Annotated in this window: 22 protein-coding genes; 11 read left to right on the top strand and 11 right to left on the bottom strand. The window is 66.6% G+C overall.

From position 1 onward, the window contains the following. Positions 1–454: 454 nt before the first annotated feature. The 5 genes from ACW176_RS03075 to ACW176_RS03055 all read right to left on the bottom strand — a co-directional run bounded on the left by ACW176_RS03075 (position 455) and on the right by ACW176_RS03055 (position 5,452). Positions 455–1,402, bottom strand: a complete 948-nt coding sequence (locus tag ACW176_RS03075) for a thioesterase family protein (RefSeq protein ID WP_492110851.1) — start codon at positions 1,400–1,402, stop codon at positions 455–457. Between the two features lie 190 nt (positions 1,403–1,592). Beyond that, positions 1,593–2,078, bottom strand: a complete 486-nt coding sequence (locus ACW176_RS03070; RefSeq protein WP_419318878.1) for a transcriptional repressor — start codon at positions 2,076–2,078, stop codon at positions 1,593–1,595. Between the two features lie 37 nt (positions 2,079–2,115). Then, positions 2,116–2,904 carry an acid phosphatase gene (locus ACW176_RS03065; RefSeq protein ID WP_492110850.1) on the bottom strand — a complete coding sequence of 263 codons (789 nt, stop codon included), beginning with the start codon at positions 2,902–2,904 and terminating at the stop codon, positions 2,116–2,118. A gap of 62 nt (positions 2,905–2,966) precedes the next feature. Then, a complete protein-coding gene (locus ACW176_RS03060; protein WP_492056391.1) occupies positions 2,967–4,016 on the bottom strand; it encodes a 1,9-bis(guanidino)-5-aza-nonane synthase in 1,050 nt (349 codons plus the stop codon). A 164-nt stretch (positions 4,017–4,180) separates the two neighbouring features. Continuing rightward, positions 4,181–5,452, bottom strand: a complete 1,272-nt coding sequence (locus tag ACW176_RS03055) for a type III PLP-dependent enzyme (RefSeq protein WP_492110849.1) — start codon at positions 5,450–5,452, stop codon at positions 4,181–4,183. A 236-nt stretch (positions 5,453–5,688) separates the two neighbouring features. Here ACW176_RS03055 and phnC point away from each other — a divergent pair, with 236 nt between their 5' ends. From phnC to ACW176_RS03025, 6 genes are all read left to right on the top strand, one after another. Continuing rightward, the gene (gene phnC, locus ACW176_RS03050) at positions 5,689–6,501 is read left to right on the top strand and encodes a phosphonate ABC transporter ATP-binding protein (RefSeq protein ID WP_419318873.1); all 813 of its coding nucleotides are present in this window, start codon (positions 5,689–5,691) and stop codon (positions 6,499–6,501) included. Continuing rightward, positions 6,498–7,508, top strand: coding sequence for a phosphate/phosphite/phosphonate ABC transporter substrate-binding protein (gene phnD / locus ACW176_RS03045; protein ID WP_492110848.1), 1,011 nt, complete (start codon positions 6,498–6,500; stop codon positions 7,506–7,508). Before phnC ends, phnD begins: the two co-directional genes overlap by 4 nt. An 8-nt stretch (positions 7,509–7,516) precedes the next feature. Next, complete coding sequence (gene phnE, locus ACW176_RS03040) at positions 7,517–8,335, top strand: phosphonate ABC transporter, permease protein PhnE (protein WP_492110847.1); 819 nt, start codon at positions 7,517–7,519, stop codon at positions 8,333–8,335. Positions 8,336–8,511: 176 nt separating this feature from the next. Further along, positions 8,512–9,759 (top strand): OprO/OprP family phosphate-selective porin, encoded by a 1,248-nt coding sequence (locus ACW176_RS03035; protein ID WP_492110846.1) that lies wholly within the window; start codon positions 8,512–8,514, stop codon positions 9,757–9,759. A 74-nt stretch (positions 9,760–9,833) separates the two neighbouring features. Beyond that, positions 9,834–10,877, top strand: a complete 1,044-nt coding sequence (locus tag ACW176_RS03030; protein ID WP_492110845.1) for a substrate-binding domain-containing protein — start codon at positions 9,834–9,836, stop codon at positions 10,875–10,877. Positions 10,878–11,033: 156 nt separating this feature from the next. Beyond that, entirely contained in the window at positions 11,034–12,341 is a 1,308-nt protein-coding gene (locus ACW176_RS03025; protein ID WP_492110844.1) for a hemolysin family protein, read from the top strand. Between the two features lie 38 nt (positions 12,342–12,379). On the opposite strand, the gene ACW176_RS03020 is transcribed toward ACW176_RS03025, so the two are convergent. From ACW176_RS03020 to ACW176_RS03010, 3 genes are all read right to left on the bottom strand, one after another. Then, entirely contained in the window at positions 12,380–13,465 is a 1,086-nt protein-coding gene (locus ACW176_RS03020) for an ArsO family NAD(P)H-dependent flavin-containing monooxygenase (RefSeq protein WP_492110843.1), read from the bottom strand. 207 nt (positions 13,466–13,672) lie between these two features. Next, positions 13,673–14,764 carry a glycosyltransferase family 4 protein gene (locus ACW176_RS03015; protein ID WP_492110842.1) on the bottom strand — a complete coding sequence of 364 codons (1,092 nt, stop codon included), beginning with the start codon at positions 14,762–14,764 and terminating at the stop codon, positions 13,673–13,675. After that, the gene (locus ACW176_RS03010; RefSeq protein ID WP_419318866.1) at positions 14,764–15,588 is read right to left on the bottom strand and encodes a UDP-2,3-diacylglucosamine diphosphatase; all 825 of its coding nucleotides are present in this window, start codon (positions 15,586–15,588) and stop codon (positions 14,764–14,766) included. Before ACW176_RS03010 ends, ACW176_RS03015 begins: the two co-directional genes overlap by 1 nt. A gap of 305 nt (positions 15,589–15,893) precedes the next feature. Here ACW176_RS03010 and ACW176_RS03005 point away from each other — a divergent pair, with 305 nt between their 5' ends. Further along, positions 15,894–16,523 carry a TetR/AcrR family transcriptional regulator gene (locus tag ACW176_RS03005; protein ID WP_419318865.1) on the top strand — a complete coding sequence of 210 codons (630 nt, stop codon included), beginning with the start codon at positions 15,894–15,896 and terminating at the stop codon, positions 16,521–16,523. 105 nt (positions 16,524–16,628) lie between these two features. On the opposite strand, the gene ACW176_RS03000 is transcribed toward ACW176_RS03005, so the two are convergent. From ACW176_RS03000 to ACW176_RS02990, 3 genes are all read right to left on the bottom strand, one after another. After that, positions 16,629–17,285 carry an exopolysaccharide biosynthesis polyprenyl glycosylphosphotransferase gene (locus ACW176_RS03000; protein ID WP_492110841.1) on the bottom strand — a complete coding sequence of 219 codons (657 nt, stop codon included), beginning with the start codon at positions 17,283–17,285 and terminating at the stop codon, positions 16,629–16,631. A 168-nt stretch (positions 17,286–17,453) separates the two neighbouring features. Further along, positions 17,454–18,548: a pyridoxal phosphate-dependent aminotransferase gene (locus tag ACW176_RS02995; RefSeq protein WP_492110840.1), complete on the bottom strand. Its 1,095-nt coding sequence runs from the start codon at positions 18,546–18,548 to the stop codon at positions 17,454–17,456. Between the two features lie 62 nt (positions 18,549–18,610). Further along, positions 18,611–19,078, bottom strand: a complete 468-nt coding sequence (locus ACW176_RS02990; protein WP_492110839.1) for an Lrp/AsnC family transcriptional regulator — start codon at positions 19,076–19,078, stop codon at positions 18,611–18,613. Positions 19,079–19,200: 122 nt separating this feature from the next. Here ACW176_RS02990 and ACW176_RS02985 point away from each other — a divergent pair, with 122 nt between their 5' ends. The 4 genes from ACW176_RS02985 to ACW176_RS02970 all read left to right on the top strand — a co-directional run bounded on the left by ACW176_RS02985 (position 19,201) and on the right by ACW176_RS02970 (position 23,280). Next, the gene (locus tag ACW176_RS02985; RefSeq protein WP_492110838.1) at positions 19,201–19,449 is read left to right on the top strand and encodes a DUF6356 family protein; all 249 of its coding nucleotides are present in this window, start codon (positions 19,201–19,203) and stop codon (positions 19,447–19,449) included. Beyond that, complete coding sequence (locus ACW176_RS02980; RefSeq protein ID WP_492110837.1) at positions 19,446–20,462, top strand: putative sulfate exporter family transporter; 1,017 nt, start codon at positions 19,446–19,448, stop codon at positions 20,460–20,462. The genes ACW176_RS02985 and ACW176_RS02980 overlap by 4 nt, the downstream gene beginning before the upstream one ends. A 150-nt stretch (positions 20,463–20,612) precedes the next feature. Beyond that, positions 20,613–22,034: an amino acid permease gene (locus tag ACW176_RS02975; protein WP_492110836.1), complete on the top strand. Its 1,422-nt coding sequence runs from the start codon at positions 20,613–20,615 to the stop codon at positions 22,032–22,034. A 97-nt stretch (positions 22,035–22,131) separates the two neighbouring features. After that, positions 22,132–23,280 carry an acyl-CoA dehydrogenase family protein gene (locus ACW176_RS02970; RefSeq protein WP_419252936.1) on the top strand — a complete coding sequence of 383 codons (1,149 nt, stop codon included), beginning with the start codon at positions 22,132–22,134 and terminating at the stop codon, positions 23,278–23,280. Positions 23,281–23,401 lie beyond the last annotated feature (121 nt).

The raw sequence follows: 23,401 nt of genomic DNA, 5'->3' as shown, positions 1-23,401 counted from the left end.
GGCCTTGGCTTGCCCCCGATAGGCGGGTTTACGTCACCCGCCCTCGCTTTAACCGGCCGCCCGGGCATACGCCCGAACGGTGGCCCGCTCGATCACCCCTGACAGCCGTCGCTGGTCGCCGGCCGGACGCCCTTCCCGTGCTGTCAGGTGAGATTGAGTATGCAGGCGGTTTCGGCGCGTCTGATGGGCGCGATCAAGTTTTTTACAAGCCGTTGATCTGGCTTGAGTTTGTTCCGAAGATAACGGGGATTGAGCGCGGCCTATCCCCGTTTTCGCCCAACAAAGCTCGTCATCCCGGGCGGCCAAACCGAGCCGGGGGCAAGCCCCGGGATGACGGGTTTTTTATGAGAAAGGTGCGGGCCTCTGCTCTCGACCCACCCCGAACCTACGATCAACACGTCTGCGTTGAGCGTTGGCTGCGGACCAGGATTCAGGGGGTTCGAGCGCTCGGCCGCTACAGCCCCAGCCCCGCCACCGAAGACGCCTTGAGCGCCGCCTGCGCCGCTGGGCTGATCGGCACCGCCTTGCGGGCGTCGAGGTCGAAGGTGATGGCCACGGCCTCTGACGTGCCCCAGGCGAGGCCCGTGGCGGGATCGATCATCCAGTGGGCCATGCGCATGGTGCGCGGGTCGGCGCCCATCAGGCCCGAGCGCAGCTCGACCCGGTCGCCGGCCTGGGGCCAGCGCAGATAGGCCAGCCGGTATTCCAGCACCGCCCCGCCGAATCGCGTCGGCTTGTGGTCCGCGTGGTCGACGATCACATCGCGGAACGGGCCGATGAAGCTGCCGATGCCGTCTGACACCCGGCCGATGAACTGCTCGGCGCGCATGCGGCCAAAGACGTCGCATTCGGTCGGCGACAGGGCCCCCAGCCCGATCCGCTGCAGGCCCAGCGCCTGGGCGCGCTCCAGGCCGGCGGTGGGGGTGAAGGGCGACAGGTCGATACTGCGGGCGCGGGCCTTCTCTGGGACCTCTACCATTAGGGCTGCGGCCCGCTCGCGGGTGATCCGGGGCCATGGGAACACCTCACCCTCGCGCGGCGTGGCGTGCACGACCGTGGTCTGGAAGGTGGCGGCCAGTTCGCCGGTGGCCGAGTGGACCAGCAACTGCAGCAACCGGGCTTCAGTGTCGGTGATCTCGATCACCCCGCCCAGCATGTGCAGGGTCGCGCCTGCATGGGCCTCGCGCAGGAAGCGGACGTGATGCTCCTTCACCAGCAGCGTGGCGTTGGCGTAGGGGGTGAAGGCGTGGGGCAGGCCCAGTTCCGCCGCCAGCCCCGCCAGGCCCTCCATGGCGCGGACGATATAGTGGCGCACATTCATGTGCCCCATCTCGTCGCAGTCCCAGGTGTTCACCCCGCCGCGCCAGATCTCGACGCCGGGCAGGGTCTCAGCGGTCGTCATGGGCGCGGTCTCGGCAGGTTGAACAGTTGTTTGAGCGTAGCGGGGTTTGCTTGGGTGAAGCAATCACGCCGAACATCTTCCCCCTCCGGCGGAGGAGCGCGCAGCGCGGAGGGGGCGAGTCCGGGCGAACTCACCACTTGCCCCCACCTGACCGCTTCGCGGTCGTCCGCCCCCGTAGGGGGCAGATGAGCTAGGATCGACAGGCCCCGCACAGCCCGTGCGCCTCGATCGTCACCCCGGTCAGGGCATAGCCGGCCGCCGCGCCGGCGGCGATGATCTCGGCGCTGGCCCGGGGCTCGATTTCGCGGGTGGCACCGCAGCAGTCGCAGATCAGGAAGGCGGCAGCGTGGCCGTCAGCCTCCTTGCGGCAGGCGACATAGGCGTTGAGGCTCTCGATGCGGTGGGCGAAGCCCTGCTTTTCCAGGAAATCCAGCGCGCGATAGATGGTCGGCGGCTTGGCCTGGGGGCCATCGACGGCATAGGTCGAGATCAGGTCATAGGCCTTCACCGGCTGGCCGGCCTGCAGCAGCAGTTCCAGCACCCGGCGACGGGGCGCGGTCAGCCTTTGCTCGGCCGCCACGCAGCGCGCTTCGGCGGCCTCGAGCTCGGCCGCGAGGGCGGAACCGGCGACGCCGTGGTGGTCGTGATCGTGCTCGCAAGCGGCGTGATGGGCCATGGCCAAGAGGTAGAGGCGCGCGGCCTCTCCCGCAAGCTCAGAGCAGGGGCTGGGCGATCAGGGCGGCCTCGGCGTCGCAGCGGGTCTTGTCCGGCGCCGGTCCGGCCTTGCGAGCGGCGGCGATCTCCTTGCGGATGCCGGCCAGGTCCGACTGGAACAGGCGCGTCCCGCTGACCGTCGCCATCAGGGCCGAGGCGTTCAACTGGCCGGCCGAGACCGCGCTGGCATTGTGCACGCCACAGACCAGGCGGCTCTCGCCAAAGGCCCGGGCGCGGGCCAGGATCGCCGTGGCGTGCTCGGGATCGGCCTGGGCCAGGGCCAGGCCGATCGCGTAGCCCCAGGTGGAATGGCCCGAGGGGTAGTCCGGGCTCTTGGCCAGCCCTTCGGACTTGTCGACACAGATCGGGCCCTCATCGACCAGATAGGGGCGGGGCCGCTTGTAAAAGTCCTTCGGGCTGTTGACGGCCGCGCCGACGTCGAACCGCAGGCGCAGCAGCAGTCCGGCCATGCGCGGCGTCTTGGTCAGCGATGGCGTAAAGCCCAGAGCGCAGTCGAAGTCGGCCAGGATGGCCTTCTCGTCGACGTCCTTCTGGGCCAGGGCCCAGCGCGGGCTGTCCTTCAGGGCGCGGGTCGCCAGGAAGATCTTCCGATCGGCCTCGGCCTGGGGCGAGCCGGGAAGGGGCGCGGGCGGCAGGACCTTGAGCGCGTCATAGGTTCCCGGCGCCAGATAGCCGGGGGGTGCGGTGGAGACCGGCTGTGACGGAGCCGCGATGCTGGAGCCCGCCGTGGCCAAGGCGCTGACGGCGATCAAAAGGCTGGCGCGCATGAAAAAGGTCCCCCGAACGGTTGTTCGAGGGACCCTGCTATTTCAGCGTGACAGCTGCAAGCCTACTTGCCGAACAGCTTGTTCCAGCGCGGACGCTCGCGGCCCTTCCAGGCTTCGCGGTGATAGGCGTCCGAGGCGATCAGCGGCACCACGGTGGTGGCTTCGGCGAAGACCATCTGCTCGTGGGTGGTGTTGACCTTGCCCCAGCTGGCGGCCTCTTTCAGGGTCGAGGAGCTGCAGGCGCCGTCGCGCACGTCGGCGACGGTGATCTGGATCGCATACTTGTGCATGTCGGCCTCGACGCCGAGGATCTCGGCGCAGACCACGGTGTCCTGGGCGAAGTTCTTGGGAACGCCGCCGCCCACCATGAACAGGCCCGTCGTGCCGGCCGCGATCTTGATGTCGGTCAGTTCGCGGAAGTCGGCAACGGCGTCGATCATCAGATAGGGCTGCTTGGCGGCGATGCGCTCCTTCTGGTGCTTGACCAGGCCAAAGCCGGCCGAGCTGTCGACGAAGGCCGGGCAGAAGATCGGCACGCCCTGCTCATAGGCGGTCTGGATCAATGAGCCGGGCTTCTTGGCGTTGCCCTCGGACAGCCACTTGCCCATTTCCCAGATGAACTCGCGGCTGGAATAGGCGCGCGGCTCCAGGGCGTTGCAGATCTCCAGGATCGTGTGATCGCAGTTCTGGAGCTCTTCTTCGTCGATATAGGTGTCGTAGATGCGGTCGATATAGTTCTCGCGCAGCACGTTGTCGTCGACGGCGCCGGCGGCCTGATAGTGCTTGAAGCCCAGGGCTTCGAAGAAATCCATGTCGACGATCGAGGCGCCGGTGGCGACCACGGCGTCGATCATGCCGTTCTGCACCATGTCGCGATAGACGTGCATGCAGCCGCCGGCCGAGGTGGAACCGGCCAGGATCAGCCACGGCGAGCAGGACTTGTCTTCCAGGGCCATGTTGAAGATGTCGGCGGCGCGGGCGGTGTCGCGGCTGCTGAACGACATCTTGCGCATGGCGTCGATGATCGGGCGGGCGTCGAAGGACGCGATGTCGATGTGCTCGACCACGTTCTGGAGCAGCTCGGCCTTGGAGTTCGGAACGGGAGCGTTCATCGCTTCGGTTTCCCTGACTTTGGACGCCCGTCGTTGAAGGCAAGCTCTTCGCCGGGACGGAGCAACCGGCGGGAGCGGAAATACGAACCGCGCTCGACGTCCTTGAACGTCGAGCGCGGCGCGCGGTTTAACTCAGAAATGATCTAGTGGCGAACGGTGTCGAACTAGCGACGGCGCTTGCGCTTGCCGGCCGCACCCTTGGGGCGCGAGAAGCGAACGACCTTGCGCTCTTCCGACTCCGGCTTGTGGGTCGGGATCGAGCGCTTGGCCAGGCCGTACATCGAGGCCATCGGCGCGTCCTGGACCTCGACGGTCTCGTTCTCGCCAAAGCCGTTGAAGCGGGTCGACATGGCCACGCCATAGGCGCCCAGCATGCCGATCTCGATGTAATCGCCCTCGTCGACGCTTTCCGGCAGATAGAACGGGCCGGGCATGTGGTCGATGCTGTCGCAGGTGGGGCCGTAGAAGCGGAAGGGCTTGAGGCTGTCCTCGACCATCTCGCCGCCCGCCGGGCCGTTCTTGCGATACAGCTTGACCGGGAAGGGCCACTTCATGTGCGCCGCGTCGAACAGCGAGCCATAGGACCCGTCGTTCAGATACAGCGCGTCGCCCTTCTTCAGCTCGACCTTGACCAGCAAGGAGGAGGCTTCGGCCACCAGGGCCCGGCCGGGTTCGCACCACAGCTGGGTCGACTCGTGGACCATCATCTCGGCGAAGCCGCGATCAATGGCGGCCAGATATTCGGACATGTCCGGCGGCACCATGCCGGGATAGATCGACGGGAAGCCGCCGCCCACATCCACCACATCGGCCAGCACGCCGGCGCGAACCAGGGCGCGCGAGGCCTGGGCCATGGCCGCCTGATAGGCGGTGGGCCGCATGCACTGGCTGCCGACATGGAAGCTGACGCCCATCAGGTCCTGGGTGGCGCGGCGAGCGGCCAGCAGCAGGGCCGGGGCCACGTGCGGCTCGACGCCGAACTTGCCCGACAGGCTGTAGGCCGCGCCCTCGGCCTGCACGCCCATGCGGACGATTAGGTTGAGGTCCTTGGCGTTGCCGGTCGCGTCCTGGATCTTGGCCAGCTCTTCGTGGGTGTCGAACGAGAAGGTCCGCACGCCGTGATCGAAATAGGCGGCCGAGATCGCCACCCGGCTCTTGACCGGGTGCATGAAGGCCATGCGCGAGCCCGGGGCGTGTTCGCCCACCAGCTCGATCTCGTTGAGCGACGCGACGTCGAACGACCGCACGCCGGCGTCAACCAGCTCGCGGATCACCCACGGCGAAGGGTTGGCCTTCACCGCGTAAAAGACGTCGCCTTTAAATTCAGCCTGGAACCAGCGCGCCGCTACGGACACCGCGTCGGGTCGCACGAGTGCGACGGGACGTTCCGGTGACCGCTCACGGACCAGGTCCAGGGGTTCATGGTACGTGTGCAATTCACGTAGACCCCTGCAAAAGTTAAACCTAGCCGGCGTTAGCAGCGCTTATGAGGACTTCGGGTCCGCCGGAGCCGTGCGAAATAGGGGCATAGCCCCCCGATGTAAAGTCCCTTTTGGGGGCCGGTCCTGAGGTGATTTGATCCACCCTCTGTCACAAATCCATTGCGAACCGCCGCCAAAGCGGTGAACGCATTCCCCTTGGCCAGAAACCCCGTTAAGGATTCGCCCCGACCATGACGTCGGACCCAGTTCTCTCGATCCGCGCCGCCTCGAAGACCTTTGGGTCTCGCCGGGCGCTGGACGCCGTTTCGCTCGACGTTCGTCGTGGCGAGATGATCGCGCTCATCGGCCCCTCGGGCTCGGGCAAATCCACGCTGCTGCGTTCGATCGATGGCCTGCAGACCATCGACGCTCCGAAGGACGACAAGAGCGGCGACGGCGTGATCACCGCCTTCAGCGGACCCGTGCAGGCTCGCGGCAAGGTCAGCGACCAGGTCCGCAAGGCCCGGGTGCGCATCGGCTTCATCGCCCAGCAGTTCAACCTGGTGGGCCGCCTGTCGCTGTTCAGCAATGTGGCTCTTGGCTCACTGGGGCGCATCCCATTCTGGCGCGGCGTGTTCGGCGCCTGGCCCGACGAGACCAAGGCCGCGACCATGGCCGCCCTGCACCGGGTCGGCGTCTCCGACTATGCCGCCCAGCGGGCCAATACCCTCTCGGGCGGCCAGCAGCAGCGCGGCGCGATCGCCCGGGCGCTGGTCCAGAAGGCCAAGATCATCCTGGCCGACGAGCCGGTGGCGTCGCTCGACCCCGTCTCGGCCCGCAAGGTCATGGAGATCCTGCGCGATCTCAACAAATCCGACGGCCTGACCGTGGTCGTCACCCTGCACCAGGTGGACTACGCCCTGCGCTACTGCGACCGGGTCGTGGCCCTGAAGGCCGGCAAGAAGGTCTATGACGGCCCGGCCGACGGCCTGAAACGCGAACAACTCATCGACATCTACGGCCCGGAATTCGAGGACGTATTCTGGGAAGGAGCTCCGCAATGATCCGCCGCAGCCTGTTTATCGCCGCCGCAGCCACCCTGGCCCTGTCGGCCTGCTCGCCCAAGCCGGTCGCCGAGGGACCCAAGGACACCATCGTGTTCTCGATCCTGTCGACCGAGTCGGCCCAGAACATGGAGAGCTACTGGAAGCCCATCCTGGCCGACATGGAAAAGCAGACCGGCATGAAGGTGAAGCCGTTCTTCTCGTCCAACTATTCGTCGCTGATCGTGGCCATGGGCGCCGACCAGACCGATGTGGGCTGGTTCTCCAACCAGTCGGGCCTGGAAGCCGTGCGCCGCTCGGGCGGCGAGGTTTTCGCCCGCACCTTCGATCCGTCGGGCACCGACGGCTACAAGTCGGTGATCATCGTGCCGGCCGACAGCAAACTGACGCTGCAGGATCTCCTGAAGTGCGACAAGACGCTCGACTTCGGCATCGGCGACAAGAAGTCGACCTCGGGCACCCTGGCGCCGATGACCTATGTGTTCATCCCGGCCGGCAAGAAGCCTGACACCTGCTTCAAGACCGTGCTCAGCGCCAGCCATGACGCCAACCTGTTTGCGGTGGCCAACAAGAAGCTGGACGCGGCGACCAACAACACCACGGCCCTGCGACTGAACGGCGATCGCGGCGCGGCCCAGCTGAACAAGGTCAAGGTGATCTGGGAATCGCCGACCCTGCCCGAAGATCCGATCGTCTGGCGCAAGAAGCTGGATCCGGTGACCAAGGAAAAGGTCCGCCAGTTCTTCCTGACCTATGGCCAGGGCGACACGCCCGCAGCGGCCCAGCAGCGCGCCAACCTGGCCAAGCTGTCGATGGGCGGCTTCCTGGCCGCCGACGACACCCACCTGCTGGTGGTGCGCGAAATGGAAGCCCTGGAGCAGTTTGGCCTGGCCAAGGAAACCGGCGACGCGGCCAAGATCGCCGCCGCCCAGCAGGCTCTCGACGGGGTCAAGGCCGAACGTCTCGCCGCCGAGGGCAAGGCCGGTCTGCCCGCGCCGGCCAACTGAGCCTGTCCATGAGCAGCGACACCATCCCGCCGCCGCCAAAGAAGTCGGCCTCGGCCCTGGCCTTCGACATCCTGCTGTGGGGCGGGGTGATCGGCCTGCTGATCATCAGCTTCCGGCCGGCCGAGATCGACAAGTTCCCGCAGCTGTTCACCGAAGCGGGCCGGATGCGCGAGTTCGCCACCGGCTTCTTCGCGCCGTTCGGCGACGCCAAGCTGTTCATGGAAATGGACTGGCCGACCTATGTCGGCAAGATGTGGCAGACTATCCAGATGGCGCTGTGGGGCACAGCCCTGGCCATCATCGTCGCCATTCCGCTGGGCCTGCTGGGCGCGCGCAACATCACCCCGGTGTGGATCCAGCAGCCGGTGCGCCGGGCGCTGGACCTGATCCGTTCGCTGCCCGACCTGGTGGTGGCCCTGATTTTCATCACCGCCGTGGGCCTGGGGCCGTTCGCCGGCGTCATGGCCCTGATGTTCAACACCGGCGGCGTGCTGGCCAAGCTGTTCGCCGAGGCGGTCGAGTCGATTGACAAGGGCCCGGTCGAGGGCGTGCGCGCCACCGGCGCCGTGCCCTTGCAGGAAATCGTCTGGGGCGTGATCCCGCAGGTCGCGCCGCTGTGGACCAGCTATGCCTTGTACCGCTTCGAATCCAGCAGCCGCTCGGCCACCGTGCTGGGGCTGATCGGGGCGGGCGGCATCGGCCAGGTGCTGCTGGAATCCGTCAACGGATTTCAGTACGACCAGACCGGCTGCATCGTGCTGGTCATCGTGGTGGCTGTGTCGCTGATCGACCTGCTGTCGCAGATCATTCGCAGCCGTTTGCTCTGACGACTGAGGATTATGTGTCTAGTTGGCCACAGGTTAACCCCTTGAAAACGCTTGTCGTCAGGCTGTCACAAATCGGTGCCTGAACCGTCATGGGAGCCCGTTAAGCCGCTGTAATCCTGATCCCGCTCCTCGAAAGGGGGTGAGAGGCCAGGGGCAGCCTTAAGGGGAATTCTCACATGATCACCAAGACCTCGCTGGTCGGCGGGTCCGCGCTGGGCGTCATGCTCGCGCTCGGCCTGGGCGTTTCGGCTCAAGCTCAAGACACGACCACCAGCTGGAAGGGCGCGCCTCAGTTCGCCAACGACACCCTGACCTTCAAGGTCCGCGGTCGCGTGTACGAAGACGTCGTCTATCAGGACGTTGACCGCACCGGTACCGGCGTTGACTTCAAGGCCTGGAACACCCGCCTGCGCACCGCCCGTCTGGGCGTCGAAGGCACCTGGAACGGCAACTGGGCCTACAAGGCCGAGGCTGCGATCTCCAGCGGCGGCGGCACCACCCAGTGGGAAGACCTCACGCTGGAATACAAGGCCACTGAAACCACTTCGATCATCGTCGGTAACTTCAAGACCGTCTCGCTCGAGGACATCACCTCGTCGCGCTACAACACGATGATGGAACGCGGCGCGTTCAACGACTTCATCAACGCCGGTCGCGTGATGAACCTGCAAGTCAAGACCAACGGCCCCAACTGGACCGCCGCCGTCGCTCTGTCGGGCGACAGCCTGAACAGCGCCGATGTCGCCACCAACTCGGCCACGGGCTCCAAGGAAATGTTCGGCTACAACGGCCGCTTCACCATCGCGCCGATCGTCACCGACACCACCACCCTGCACCTGGGCGTCTGGGGCCGTTACCGCGATCGCGGCGACCAAGCCAACTTCACCTATCAGGTCCGCAACAACACCAACTACGGTGCGCGTTACACCTCGTCGGGCGCTGTCGGCGTCCACGACAAGACGATCGGCCTGGAAGCCGCCCTGCTGCACAAGCAGTTCTCGCTGCAGACCGAATACGCCCGCATCACCGCCGACCGCACCGGTACGGCTTCGGACGTTGATCTGGACTCCTTCTACGTCACCGGCAGCTTCTTCCTGACCGGCGAAACCCGCCGTTACGAAGCCGCTCGCGGCGAGTTCAACCGCACGCGCATCCTGTCGCCGATGACCGCTGGCGGCATGGGCGCCTGGGAAGCCGCCCTGCGCTATGACTCGGTCGACCTGACCGACCTGAAGGGCGTCGCCACGGCCGGCAAGTACACGGCCTGGACTGCTGGTCTGAACTGGTACCCCCACCCGTACGTTCGCTTCATGGCCAACTACACCAAGGCCTCGAACGACAACCCTCTGACCACGGGCGTCAACACGCAGCTGAACGATGTCGACGTCGACACGTTCCAGATGCGCGCTCAGTTCGACTTCTAAGACCTGACTATCAAGCGGGCCGCCTGACGCGGCCCGCTTCCTCCCCACGCCTTAGAGATTTCCAGGAGTTCTCCATGAAGAAGCTTCTTTCCTGCGCGGCCGCCGCCGTGGCCCTGTCGGGCCTCGCCGCCGTTCCCGCCCACGCCGCCCGCGACTATGTCTGGGCTGCCGGCTCCTCGACCGTTTTCCCCTTCTCGACCCGCGTGGCCGAGAACTTCGCCAAGAAGACCGGCAAGAAGGCCCCCAAGGTCGAATCGCTGGGCACCGGCGGCGGCATCAAGCTGTTCTGCTCGGGCGCCGGTGAAGGCTTCCCCGACATCGCCAACGCCTCGCGTCCGATGAAGAAGTCCGAGTTCGACGCCTGCGCCGCCAAGGGCATCAAGGACATCGTCCAGATCAAGATCGGCTTCGACGGCATCGTTGTCGCCACCGACAAGGACGGCTCTGACTACAACTTCAAGACCGAGCACCTGTTCCTGGGCCTGTCGGCCCAGATCCTGAAGGGTGGCCAGTGGGTCAAGAACCCCAACAACAGCTGGGATGACGTCGGTCCGGGCCTGCCGGGCAACCGCATTCAGGTCTATGGCCCGCCGCCCACCTCGGGCACCCGCGACGCCTTCGTGGAACTGGCCATCGAGGCCGGCGCCCGCAAGTTCCCCACCGCTGACGAACTGCGCTCGAACAACGAAAAGCTGTTCAAGCAAAAGGTCGATCCGCTGCGCGCTGACGGCTGGATCGACGCTGGCGAGAACGACAACGCCATCGTCGGCACCCTGACCAAGACCCCCGGTTCGCTGGGCGTGTTCGGCTATTCGTTCCTCGAAGAGAACATGGACAAGGTGAAGGGCGCGACCGTAAACGGCGTGAAGCCCAACGCCCAGACCATCTCGGACGGCTCCTATCCGCTGGCCCGCTCGCTCTACATCTACGTCAAGAAGTCCAGCATCGGCGTCACGCCGGGCCTGGCCGAGTTCCTGTCGGAGTTCACCTCGGACGCCGCTTCGGGTCGCGGTGGCTATCTGCAGGGTCGCGGTCTGATCCCGCTGCCCCCCGGCCAGCACGAAGCCCAGAAGAACGTGGTCAAGAACAAGACCTCGATGGCGCGTCCGGCCTCGTAAGACGCCAAATTTTTTCCCCGACCAAACTTACCTCGCCGCGGCCCTATGGGCCGCGGCGATTTCTTTTGTATAGTGGGTCAACGGTTCACCCTCGCCGCGCAAGGAAGTCAGGGTCGCGGTCGCCGTCCGGCGCCGTGTCATTGACCCCATAGGGCCATGATCCTCCTCGCGCTCGCTGTCGTGTTTCTCCTCGTTCTTTTGAACGGGGTTTTCTCCATGTCTGAACTGGCGGTGGTCTCCGCCCGCCGGGCCCGGCTCCAGACCTTCGCCGATCGCGGGGACAAGGGCGCCAAGCTGGCCTTGGCCATGGCCGAGCATCCGACACGGTTCCTGTCGGCCGTGCAGGTGGGCATCACCCTGATCGGCATCCTGGCCGGCGCCTATGGCCAGGCCACCATCGCCGCCGCCCTCGACCACTGGCTTGAGCCCATGCCGATGATCGGGCCGCATTCGGAGATCATCGCCACCATCGTGGTGGTCATCGGCCTGACCTATGTCTCGGTCATTCTGGGCGAGCTGGTGCCCAAGCGCCTGGCCCTGCTGTTCCCCGACGCCATCGCCCGCCGCATGGCCCCGTTCCTGGCCATTGTCGCCCTGGTGCTGCGCCCCTTCGTGACCATCCTGACCGTCTCCACCGCCGCCATCCTCAAGCTGATGGGCGTACGCGACGAGCGCACCAACGACATGACCGCCGAAGAGGTCGAAAGCGTGCTGGCCGAAGGCGCCGACGCCGGCCTGATCGAGCCCGAAGAGCGTTCGATGATCCAGGAGGTGCTGCGCCTGGGCGACCGCCCGGTCCGCGTGGCCATGACCCCGCGCCGCGACCTGTTCTGGATCTCGCTGGCCGACACGCCCGAGGAGATCCTGATGGAGATCCGCGGATGCCCCTATTCGCGCATCGTGGTGGCCACCGACGACGACCTGGACGGCGAGATCGGCGTTCTGCTGAAGAAGGACCTGCTGGACGCCTGCCTGTCGGGCAATCCGATCGACGTCGCCGCCCACGTGCAGCAGCCGATCGCCATTCCCGAAACCATGTCGCTGTTGCGCGCCATGGCGCTGTTCAAGCAGACCCCGCTGCATATGGCCCTGGTGGTCGACGAGTTCGGCTCGGTTCAGGGGGTGATCACCCCCATCGACCTGCTGGAAATGATCGCCGGCGACTTCCCCGAGGGCCACGACGACACCGAGACCCGCATCCTGCGTCGCGAAGACGGCTCGTGGCTGGTCGACGCCCGCCTCGACATCCAGGAGCTCAACGACGCCCTGGGCGAGGCCTTCGAAGCCGAGGGTGGGTACCACACCGTGGCCGGCCTGATTCTCGACCGCCTGGGCCGTATCCCCCGCGAGGGCGAGATCGTCGAACTGGGCGGCTTCGATGTCGAGATCGTCGACATGGACGGCTCGCGGATCGACAAGGTGATCCTCAAGCCGTGCCTGCGGCGCAAGGGCGACGGCGAGTAGGGGGCGGGCCGGGCGCAGACGGAGGTTTGAGTCCGTCCTCAGGCCGGCTGATGCCGAGCCGGGCTCAGGGCCTCATCGATCTCCTGCGCCGTTTGCCGGGCGCCGCGCATGACGCCTACAAGGGTGGCCGAGGCAAAGCCCGTCCACTCGCCATAGCCTACCAGCCATAGACGGGGCTCCTGGATTGATCGTGTCCCGTCGACCGTCACCTTGCCCTCGGCATTGACGACGCTCAGTGGGGTCAGGTGCTTCAGGGCGGGTCGAAAGCCGGTGCACCAGAGGACCGTATCGATCCGTGTCTCGCTTCCGTCCGCCCAGATCACCCCGGTCTCCGTGAACCGGTTGAAGGGCCGCACCGCCTTGAGGACGCCGCGAGCTCGCGCCTCCTGAACGGCCGGAATCATGACGATATCGCCAAGGCCGCCCGGTGGCGGCCCTGCGAGCCCCGTCCCGTCCTGGGCTTTCCAGCGCGCCGTGGCGCGTTCGAACAGCACCCGGCCGTCAACGTCATCAGGAAGGAAGATCGGCGACTGCGGGGTTACCCATATGGTCTGAGCCACGGCCGACACTTCCGCCAGAATCTGCGCGCCGCTATTGCCACCGCCCACAACCAGCACCGTCTGACCGGCGAAGGATGTCGGGTCGACATAGTTCGCCGAGTGGATCTGCCGGTCCCGGAACTGCTGCTGACCCGGGTACTGGGGCACATGGGGCGCTCGCCATGTGCCGGTGGCGCTGACAACGGCCCGGGCATGCCAGACCCCGCAGTCTGTCATCACCTCAAGGCCGTCGAGAGCGCGCGTGACACCCAGGACCTCGACCGGGCGTTCGACGGGCAGGGCGTAGCGCTCTTCGTAGCGCGCCAGATAGTCGATGATCTCGTCGCGGCCGGGATAGGCGGCCTCGGTTGGAGGCATTGGCCAGCCGGGCAATGAACTCCATTGCCCAGGCGAAAACAGGCGCAGGGAGGGCCAGGCGTGGCGCCAGGCGCCTCCGGCTTGCGTTTCGCCATCGAGGATGACGAAGGACAGGGTCGTGCGGCGAAGGAAATAGGCCGTCGCAAGAGCCGACTGTCCGCCGCCGATGATGATGACGTCGCGGGTCCGTGTGTCGTTGCCGGCCATGTCAATCACCACCTCGGCGTGAGCGCCGTACTTGTGGAGAGCCTAGCAGTTCTCTCGGCCTGGAAATTGATCGGTGTCGAAAACGATGTGCGGCCAGCGGCACGGACGCTTCGGGTCTCGCCTGCCCCTACGGGCGGCTTCGCGACCGTCTTTCCCCTTTCGGGGCTGGACGACCGCAACGCCGGCCAGGAGGGGCGGGGAGAGTCTCTAGGCCGCCGTCCGGCCGCGCAGGCGCGCCAGCCGTCGCAGCCGCCGCCAGAACCGGGTCTTTTCCGGCTCGGGATAGGGCTGCAGGTTGCGGAAGAACTCCTCGGCGCAGGCGCGCCACGAGAAGCCCTCGGCGAACTTGCGGACCACCGTCTTGTCCAGGTCCAGGCACGCCAGGCACGCCTCGCGCAGTCCGTCGGTCTGGCCCGGCGCCAGGGCGCCGGCGTTGGAGCCGGGGATGATGTCGATCGGACCGGGGGCCGAGAAGGCGGCCACGGGCACGCCGGCGGCCATGGCCTCCAGGATCACCAGGCCGAAGGTGTCGGTCAGGGAGGGGAAGCAGAACACGTCGGCGCAGCCGAAATAGCGGCCCAGTTCTTCGCCGAACTTGGCGCCCAGGAACTTCACCTCGGGATATTTCTCGGCCAGTTCCTCGCGCTGGGGACCGTCGCCGATCACCACCTTGGTGCCGGGCAGATCCAGGCTGGCGAAGGCCTCGATGTTCTTCTCGACGGCCACGCGGCCGACATTGAGGAAGATCGGGCGCGCAAGGCCCGCGAACAGGTCGGGCTCGCCCGCAGCACGAGGCTTGAAGACGTCGGTGTCGACGCCGCGCGACCACGGCGAGAGATTGCGGAACCCGTGCTTGGCCAGCTCGTCGCGCATGGTCGGCGTGGCCACCATCAGGCGCCCGGAGGGCTTATGGAACCAGCGCATATAGGTGTAGCCGGCGGCCAGCGGCAAAGGCAGGCGGGCCGAGACATATTCCGGGAACTTGGTGTGGTAGCTGGTCGTGAACGGCAGCTTCCATTCCAGGCAGATGCGGCGGGCGGCCAGGCCGATCGGACCCTCGGTGGCGATGTGGATCGCTTCGGGCTCGAACGACTTGAAGCGGTCCTGCACCGGCTCATAGGCGCCGATCGCCAGCTTGATTTCCGGATAGGTCGGCAGCGGGAAGGTGGGGAACTGGTCAGGGCTGACGACATCGACCTCGTGGCCCATGGCGCGCAGTTCGTCGACCACCCGGGTGAGGGTGCGAACCACGCCGTTGACTTGAGGTTCCCAGGCGTCTGTGGCGAGAAGTATCCGCATCAGGCGGCGGCAGGCTCCGGCAGGGGCTCGGTGGCGGGCGCCGCCAGCTTGCGGTCGATCACCGACCACGAGCGTAGCTTGGCCCATTCGAGGATTTCAAGTTGACCGTCGGCATGTTCGACGAGGGCGGTGCAGCTTTCCACCCAGTCACCATCGTTGACGTAGGTGATTCCGTCTATGTCGCGCATCTCGGCCTTGTGAATGTGCCCGCAGATCACGCCGTCAACGCCACGGCGGCGCGCCTCGTCGGCCACGGCGGACTCGAAGTTCTCAATGAAATGCAAAGCGTTCTTCACCTTGACCTTCAGATAGGCCGAGAGACTCCAGTAGCCGAAACCCATGCGTCGCCGAGCGCGGTTCAGCAAGGTGTTCAGCATCAGGATGGTTCTATAGGACCAATCCCCGAGGAAGGCGAGCCACTTGGCCTGCTGCACCACACCGTCGAATTCGTCGCCGTGAACCACCAGATAGCGCTTGCCGTCGGCGGTCTCGTGGATCACGTCGCGGGCCACCACGACACCTCCGAAATGCACGCCGCAGAAGTCTCGGATGCGGTCGTCGTGATTGCCGGGGACATAGATCACCTCGGTGCCCTTGCGGGCCAGGCGCAGGATCTTCTGGACCACATCGTTGTGGGCCTGCGGCCAGTACCACCCGCTGCGCAGCTTCCAGCCGTCGATGATGTCACCGACCAGATAGAGCGTGTCGCACTCGACATGGCGGATGAAGTCCAGCAGCAGCTCGGCCTGGCACCCCCGGGTGCCCAGATGCAGGTCGCTGATGAAGATGCTGCGATAGTGGCGGACAGCGGATTCGGCGCTCATGCGGGTCCCCGGTAGCTGCGCCTGGTCGATCCGCCCCCGGATTGGTCGCGACCTTCGGCGAGAGATCCGGCGATTAAGCTGATTGCATGTCGCTTTGATGAAACCCGGCCGCAGCCTTCAGCCTTTGGTAACCTTTGGCCCGTCTCCGGCGCCCCTCGGCAGGGCGCCGTTTCGCCTCGAAAACAGGCGCCGGACCAGGGCGGACACCAGGCAGGGCGCGCGGCGAGCGCCGCCATGCCGCGCCGCGCGGCGCAAGGCGGCGAACGACTGTTGCGATGCAGCATGGCCCGCACTAGATCAGGACGATGGACGCTGCCCGCCTTGCCAAGGACACCCCGAAATCGTTGAAGACGCGGGCGCGGATTCTCGATTGCGCCATGAAGCTGATCGCCCAGATTGGCTATCACGCCGCCAGCAATCCGGTGATCGCCGATGCGGCGGGCCTGACGCGGGGGGCGATGCTGTATCACTTCCCGACCCGCGAGGCGCTGGTGGAGGCCGCCGTGGCCCATGTCCAGGCCGAGCGTTCGGCCCTGTTCCGCGCGGCGGCCGACACGCTGCCGCTGGGTGCTGACGTCACCGAGCACGCCATCGACAGCTACTGGGACCTGCTGCAGAGCGTGCCGTTCATGGCTTTCGCCGAACTGGAGGCCGCCGGTCGCACCGATCCGGCCATCCAGGCCCTGCTGGCCCCGGCCCAGGCCGAGTTCGATCGCGCCCAGGCCGGCGACCACTTCCTGAAGATCCTGCACGCCGGCGCCGGCCCGCGGTTCCAGGCCAGTCGCGACCTCGCCCGCTTCATGCTGGAAGGCCTGGCCCGCACGACCCTGACCTACGATAGCGATGGTCGAAAGGAGCGCCTGCTGGCGGTGATCAAGCGGGCCACCCACATGCTCAACCGCAAGGGCGACATCCAGGATCTGTGGCCGGACTAGAGCCTAGAGCATTTTCCGTCCTGACTGCGTCAGTCCGGAGCTCTAGTTCTTTGTTTTAACGCATTTTCTTCACGCGAACCGGAATCCACTTCGCTCGAAAATGCTCTAGTAGGCGTTTTCCGCCCCCAGCAGGTGCGGGGCGGTCAGCAGCATGATCCGCAGGTCGGCCGCGAACGACCAGGTCTCGATATAGGCGATGTCGGCCCTGACGCGCCGGGCCATCGATTCGATATCTTCGGTGCCGCCGCGCAGCCCCTGAATCTGGGCCAGGCCCGTCAGGCCCGGACGCGCCCGTTGGCGCAGGGCGTAGCCGGGGATCAGTCCGCCATAGTGCTCGTCATGGACCCGGGCGTGGGGACGGGGGCCGACCAGAGACATGTCGCCCTTCAGGACATTCAGCAGTTGAGGCAGTTCGTCGATGCTGGTCTTGCGGATAAAGCGCCCCACGCGGGTGATCCGGTCATCGACGCGCGCCGCCTGCACGACGGTCTCGCCGCTGTCGCCGCAGCGCATGGAGCGGAACTTGTAGATCATGAACGGCCGCCCGCTCAGGCCGCCCCGGGCCTGGCGAAACAGCACCGGGCCGGGCGATTCCAGGCGGATCAGCAGGGCCACCAGCAGCAGCGACGGCGCGAAGAACACCAGCAGGGCCAGGGCCGCAACGACGTCGAAGACGCGCTTGGCCGGATCCCACGCGACGCGTGGCCTAAGGCCCTCCGCACGCGCGAGATCCGCCCGCGGACGAGAAACTACACCGGTCATCGGTCCCCACAGTACTCTCATCACGGGAAAGGGGCGCAGGACTTGGCGCGCCTTTACCAGCGTCTATCCTGGGCCACGATCGTGACGCCGTATGTGACGGGTGTCACAGTCACCGCCAGATCATCCTGCCTTCGGGCCGGCCCATCGCCCTCCTGAACGGGGGACGGGCTAGGCCTTCAGCGCCCTGGGCAAGACCTCGGCGAAGATATCCAGCTCGGCCGGGCTGGCGGTGCCGACCCGGATCCAGGTGGGGTGCAGGGGGCTGTCGAAAACCCGCACCTCAACGCCCATCGCCGCCAGGGTCTTCTGGAACGCCAGGTTCGGTTTGCCGGTGTCGACGAAGACATAGGTCCCGAACGACGGCAGATAGCCCAGGCCGTTGGCCCTGCAGATAGCGTAGATCTTCTCGCGGCAGCCTTCGAGATAGGCCTTGGTTCCGGCCAGATAGGTCGCGTCGCCATAGCAGGCCAGGGCCGCCGCCAGGCCGGGCCGGCCCTTGTGGGTGGGGATCAGGCTCTTGAGCTGCTTGACCCGCTGCGGCTGGGCGATGATGAAGCCCACCCGCAGGCCGGCCATGCCATAGACCTTGGAGAAGGTGCGGGCGACCACCACGTCGTGGCCGGCCTTGACCAGGTCGATCATCGAGTGACGGACAGGATCGGGGCTGATCTCGATATAGGCCTCGTCGACGATCACCGGCGCGGACTTCGCCGCCGCGACACAGAAGGCCCGCAGGGCGTCTGGGTCCATCAGCAGGCCCGTCGGATTGTTGGGATTGCACACATAGACGCAGCCCGCGCCTGCGGCCTTCGTCGCCAGGGCCGGCAGATCGATCTGGTGGTCGCCGGTGACCGGGATCCAGTCCAGCTTGGCGCCCTGGCGCTCGGCATAGAGCAGGGGCGTCGCATAGGTCGGCTGGGGCGCGACGATCGGGCCGGTTTTGGCGAAATGGGCCGAGAGCAGCGACAGCGCCTCAAGCGAGCCGTTGCACAGGCCCACCCTATCGGGATCGACGCCCTCGCGTTTGGCGATGGCCGCGATCAACGGCGGTTCCAGCGACCAGGCGTAATAGGGCGTATCGTCGAGCGCCTTCATGGCCGCCTTGCGGGCGGCGACGCTGGGACCATAGGGATTCTCGGTGACACCCAGGTGGGCGCGGATCACCGGCGGGGCCTTCGGATCGACCGTGGTCTCCGCTGCGACCGCAAGGGCCGGGGCCAGCGCCGCGCCGCCGATCAACAAGCCCCGTCGCGTCGTGTCCATGGTCCGCCCTCCGCTGTCGCCCCCGCAGTTGAGGCTGCAAGGGTGACAGGATCAAGACGCCATCAAGCCGTGGTGATCGGCAGGGCGGTGGTGAACTTGATCTGCTCCATCGCGAAGCTGGACGACACGTCGGTGAGCGGCGCCGTGGCGATCAGGCGCTTGTAGAAGCGGTCATAGGCGGCGATGTCGCGGACCACGACCTTGAGCAGGTAATCGACCTCACCGCTCATCCGGTAGAACTCGACCACCTCGGGCAGGGCGCGGGCCCCGGCGGCAAATGTCGTGAGCCAGGCCTCGTCATGGCGGCCGGTCTTCACGGCCACGAATACGGTCAGGGACAGGTCCAGGGCGTCGCGGTCCAGCAGGGCGACGCGGGCGGTAATCACCCCGGCGTCCTGCAGCCGCTTGATCCGCTTCCAGCACGGCGTCTGGGTCAGGCCCACGCGTTCGGCCAGTTCGGCGATCGGGACGGTGGAGTCCTCCTGCAGGATCGCCAACAGTCTGCGGTCGATATGATCGAGATCAATCATCTTCATTTCCGGCCCGTTCGAGAATGAAGTTCTCCATACGGTGAAAACGGCAGCGCATCCAGTAATGCCATTCTCCGGTTCCGCTTCATGCTGGGACACCTGACGACGAATTGGGGGTCCTCATGCTGAAGCCGTTCACGCGCCATCCGGAAGCGGTTGGCGAGACCTATGGTCAGCACATGGGCGTGGCCTGGAGCTTTGGCTTCACCCTGATCGGCGCGGGTCTGGCCTGCCTGATCCATGGCCTGCTGCCCTTCGCCTTCGAGCGCACCGGCAGCAACACCGTCCGCCGTCTCAACGAGCGCCTGGGTCGCCGCTGCGCCCTGGCCGACAAGACACTTGGCCTCGACGCGGCCCCCGTCCAGGGATGAACGCCGCCGTCGCCAGACTGGGCGCTTTCCGCTTCGAGGCGGGCAAGCTTTGGCCGGGCCTGATCGCGGGCCTCGTGATCGCCCTGCTGGCCAAGCCGCTGTCCCACCTGCTGCACGCGCCGGCCCCGCTTCTGGCGGTGGTGCTGGGCATGGGCCTGGGCGCCCTGGGCCTGGGCGCCAGGCTGGCGGCCGGTCTCGATATCTGGGCCAAGCCGGGCCTGCGTCTGGGCGTTGCCATGATGGGCGCCCAGATCACCTGGAGCGAGTTCGCCCTGCTGGGCGGGCCGGCCATCCTGGCCAGCGGCGCCGTGGTGCTGGGCGGGCTCACCGTCGGCGCCGGCGTCGGCATGGCCCTGGGACTGCCCCTGGCCGAGGCCCTGATCGCCGCGGCGGCCTGTTCGATCTGCGGCGCCTCCGCAGCGCTCGCCGCCGCGCAGGCCGCGCCGGCCAGTCCAGCCAACCAGCGCACGACCGCCCTGGTGATCATCGGGGTCAATCTGCTGTCGACCGTGGCCATGCTGGCCTATCCGCCGATCGCTCAAGCCCTGGGCTTTACGGCGCACCAGGCCGGCGTGTTTTTTGGTCTCTCCATCCATGACGTCGCCCAGGTGGCCGGCGCGGGCTCGTCGGTCTCGCCGGACGCCGCCAGCGCCGCGGCCCTGGCCAAGCTGGCCCGCATCGTCTGGCTGGGCCCGGCGGTGGTGCTGATCGGCGTGCTGCTGAGCCGCACTCAGGACGGCTGCGGCAAGACGAGCTTCAAGGGGCCGCCGCTCTTCGTCCTGGGCTTCGCCGCCCTGGCCGCCCTGCGCGGTCTTGGCCTGTTGCCCGAAGCGCTGGTCGCCACCCTGGCCACACTGTCCAGCTTCCTGCTTCTGGCCGGCGTCGGCGCCATCTCGGCCAAGCTGGGACCCGCCGCCCTGCTGCAGGTCAAGCCCAAGCTGGCCGCAGCCCTGGGCCTCTCCACCCTGGCTGTGGCGGCGCTCGCCTACGGCCTGACGCGGGCCTTCTTCTAGGCGTCGCGGCTCGCCGGAGAGAATTTGCGGGCAAAGCCCGCTCCACCGACAATCTTTGGCAGGAAATGCCCCAGCCGATCGCGCACGTCTTGGCGAAACACGTCGCCCAGCCCATGGTCGCGGCGGAAGACCAAGTCGGAGGGAATAGCCTTGAGTTTCTGGACGCGCCGCAAGTCGATCGACGCCATCGCGGCGGGCCATGACGGCCACCAACTGAAGAAGACCCTGAGCTGGCCGCACCTGGTCGCCCTGGGTGTCGGCGCCATCGTCGGCACCGGCATCTATACCCTGACCGGCATCGGCGCGGGTCTGGCCGGACCGGGCGTGATCCTGTCCTTCCTGATCGCCGGCGCGGTCTGCGCCTGCGCGGCGCTTTGCTATGCCGAACTGTCGACCATGATCCCGGCCTCGGGCAGCGCCTATACCTACAGCTACGTCGCCATGGGCGAGCCGGTGGCCTGGTTCGTCGGCTGGAGCCTGATCCTCGAATACACCCTGGTCTGCGCGGCCGTCGCCGTGGGTTGGTCAGCCCACGCCACGGGCCTGTTCCGCATGATCGGCACGCCGGAAGCCCTGCTGGCTGGTCCGCATATGGGCGGCATCGTCAATCTGCCCGCCGTGATCATCTCCTTCGCCGTCGCCGGCCTGCTGGCGCTTGGCACCAAGGAGAGCGCCACGGTCAACATGGTGCTAGTGGCGGTGAAGATCATCGCCCTGGCCGTGTTCGTGGTGCTGTGCATCCCGGCTTTCGACATCAGCCACTTCACGCCGTTTATGCCGCAGGGCTTTGCCGCTACCCCCGACGCCGACGGGATCAAGGTGGGGGTCATGGCCGCCGCCAGCCTGATCTTCTTCGCCTTCTACGGCTTTGACGCGGTCTCGACCGCCGCCGAGGAGACCAAGAACCCCAAGCGCGACCTGACCATCGGCATCGTCGGCTCGATGGCCGTCTGCACGGTGATCTATATGATCGTCGCCGCCGTCTCGATCGGCGCCTCGCGCACCGAGGTGTTCTCCAAGAGCGAGGCCCCGCTGGTCTTCATCCTGGAAAGCCTGAACCACCCCAAGGTCGCTCAACTGGTGGCCCTGGCCGCCGTGGTCGCCCTGCCGACCGTGATCCTGGCCTTCATGTATGGCCAGAGCCGGATCTTCTTCGTGATGGCCCGCGACGGCCTGCTGCCCAAGACCCTGGCCCGGGTCAACGCCAAGACCGGCACGCCCGTGCTGATGACCCTGCTGACGGGCGCGCTGTCGGCCCTGATCTCGGGCTGGCTGTCGCTGAAGGACATCGCCGAGCTGGCAAACGCCGGCACCCTGGCCGCCTTCATCGCCGTGGGCCTGTCGGTGATCATCCTGCGGATCAAGGATCCGGGCCGTCAGCGGGTGTTCTCGACCCCGATCTGGCCGGTCGTGGCCTCGGGCGCGATCCTGGGCTGCCTCTATCTGTTCTCCAGCCTGCCGACCAAGACCCAGCTCTATTTCCTCTACGCCCACCTGATCGGCGTGGCGGTCTATGTGCTGTTTGGCCTGCGCAACAGCGTTCTGGCCCGTCAGGAGCGCGATCAGCACTAGTGTGATTTAGGCCCGGCCTCCGCGCCGGGCCTTCCATTCCTGATTCTGCGGGCTACAGTCGGCGTCAAAACAAGTGTTTGACGCAGGAAGAAACACCATGGCCCTCGATCTCGAAACCCGCGACCAGCTGCTCGACATGGTCGCCCGCTTCGTCGCCGAGCGGCTGCGGCCCATCGAGGCCAAGGTGGCCGAGGATGACGCGGTTCCGCAGGACGTCATCGACGAGATGAAAAGCCTGGGCCTGTTTGGCCTGTCGATCCCCGAGGCGTTCGGCGGCCTGGGTCTGAACATGGAAGAGGAATGCCTGGTCGGCGTCGAGCTGGGCCGCACCTCTCCGGCCTTCCGGTCGGCGTTCGGCACCAATGTCGGCATCGGCAGCCAGGGCCTGGTGATGTTCGGGACCGACGAGCAAAAGGCCAAGTGGCTGCCCGGCATCGCCTCGGGCGAGATCATCACCAGTTTCGCTCTGACCGAGCCGGAAGCCGGCTCCGACAGCGCCTCGGTGCGCACGCTGGCCATCCGCGATGGCGACGACTACGTGCTCAATGGCTCCAAGCGCTACATCACCAACGCCGGCAAGGCGTCGCTGTTCACGGTGATGGCCCGGACCAGTCCCGAGACCAAGGGCGGCTCTGGCGTCTCGGCCTTCCTGGTCCCCAGCGGCCTGCCGGGCCTGTCCGTGAGCAAGCCCGAGAAGAAGATGGGCCAGCAGGGCGCCCATATCCACGATGTGACCTTCGACAATGTCCGCGTGCCGGCCTGGAACCGGTTGGGCGAGGAGGGCGAGGGCTTCAAGGTGGCCATGCAGGTGCTGGATCGCGGCCGCCTGCACATCGCCGCCGTCTGCGTGGGCGTGGCCGAGCGGCTGATCAAGGATTGCGTGGCCTATGCCGGCGAGCGCAAGCAGTTTGGCCAGGCGATCTCAAACTTCCAGCTGATCCAGGCCATGCTGGCCGACAGCAAGACCGAGGCCCTGGCGGCCAAGGCTCTGGTCATGGAGACCGCCCGCAAGCGCGATGCGGGACAGGGCGTGACGCTGGAGGCGGCGGCCTCGAAACTGTTCGCGTCCGAGATGGTCGGCCGCGTGGCGGACCGGGCCGTGCAGATCTTCGGCGGGGCCGGCTATGTCGCCGACTATGGCATCGAGCGCCTGTATCGCGACGTGCGGATCTTCCGGATCTATGAGGGCACAAGCCAGATCCAGCAGGTGATCATCGCCCGGGAGACCATGAAGCAGGGGGGCTAAGCGCCTCTCGGCCGGTCGCGACTCTTTGGCGAGTGTGGCGAGATGACGCACCTTGGGCGGGAATATTTAAGGCTGCATTAAGCATGCGGGCAGAGGGTCCTTCCACAAGCTGCACCCCAGG

The organism is Caulobacter sp. FV1ye13L (genome assembly GCF_058681155.1).
This window is presented reverse-complemented; position numbering and strand designations above follow the sequence as displayed.

Bases quoted from the DNA above. Each gene is read 5' to 3' on its own strand.
- ACW176_RS03075 (WP_492110851.1), bottom strand. From the start codon at position 1,402: ATGACGACCGCTGAGACCCTGCCCGGCGTCGAGATCTGGCGCGGCGGG.
- ACW176_RS03070 (WP_419318878.1), bottom strand. From the start codon at position 2,078: ATGGCCCATCACGCCGCTTGCGAGCACGATCACGACCACCACGGCGTC.
- ACW176_RS03065 (WP_492110850.1), bottom strand. From the start codon at position 2,904: ATGCGCGCCAGCCTTTTGATCGCCGTCAGCGCCTTGGCCACGGCGGGC.
- ACW176_RS03060 (WP_492056391.1), bottom strand. From the start codon at position 4,016: ATGAACGCTCCCGTTCCGAACTCCAAGGCCGAGCTGCTCCAGAACGTG.
- phnC (WP_419318873.1), top strand. From the start codon at position 5,689: ATGACGTCGGACCCAGTTCTCTCGATCCGCGCCGCCTCGAAGACCTTT.
- phnD (WP_492110848.1), top strand. From the start codon at position 6,498: ATGATCCGCCGCAGCCTGTTTATCGCCGCCGCAGCCACCCTGGCCCTG.
- phnE (WP_492110847.1), top strand. From the start codon at position 7,517: ATGAGCAGCGACACCATCCCGCCGCCGCCAAAGAAGTCGGCCTCGGCC.
- ACW176_RS03035 (WP_492110846.1), top strand. From the start codon at position 8,512: ATGATCACCAAGACCTCGCTGGTCGGCGGGTCCGCGCTGGGCGTCATG.
- ACW176_RS03030 (WP_492110845.1), top strand. From the start codon at position 9,834: ATGAAGAAGCTTCTTTCCTGCGCGGCCGCCGCCGTGGCCCTGTCGGGC.
- ACW176_RS03025 (WP_492110844.1), top strand. From the start codon at position 11,034: ATGATCCTCCTCGCGCTCGCTGTCGTGTTTCTCCTCGTTCTTTTGAAC.
- ACW176_RS03020 (WP_492110843.1), bottom strand. From the start codon at position 13,465: ATGGCCGGCAACGACACACGGACCCGCGACGTCATCATCATCGGCGGC.
- ACW176_RS03015 (WP_492110842.1), bottom strand. From the start codon at position 14,764: ATGCGGATACTTCTCGCCACAGACGCCTGGGAACCTCAAGTCAACGGC.
- ACW176_RS03010 (WP_419318866.1), bottom strand. From the start codon at position 15,588: ATGAGCGCCGAATCCGCTGTCCGCCACTATCGCAGCATCTTCATCAGC.
- ACW176_RS03005 (WP_419318865.1), top strand. From the start codon at position 15,894: ATGGACGCTGCCCGCCTTGCCAAGGACACCCCGAAATCGTTGAAGACG.
- ACW176_RS03000 (WP_492110841.1), bottom strand. From the start codon at position 17,285: ATGACCGGTGTAGTTTCTCGTCCGCGGGCGGATCTCGCGCGTGCGGAG.
- ACW176_RS02995 (WP_492110840.1), bottom strand. From the start codon at position 18,548: ATGGACACGACGCGACGGGGCTTGTTGATCGGCGGCGCGGCGCTGGCC.
- ACW176_RS02990 (WP_492110839.1), bottom strand. From the start codon at position 19,078: ATGATTGATCTCGATCATATCGACCGCAGACTGTTGGCGATCCTGCAG.
- ACW176_RS02985 (WP_492110838.1), top strand. From the start codon at position 19,201: ATGCTGAAGCCGTTCACGCGCCATCCGGAAGCGGTTGGCGAGACCTAT.
- ACW176_RS02980 (WP_492110837.1), top strand. From the start codon at position 19,446: ATGAACGCCGCCGTCGCCAGACTGGGCGCTTTCCGCTTCGAGGCGGGC.
- ACW176_RS02970 (WP_419252936.1), top strand. From the start codon at position 22,132: ATGGCCCTCGATCTCGAAACCCGCGACCAGCTGCTCGACATGGTCGCC.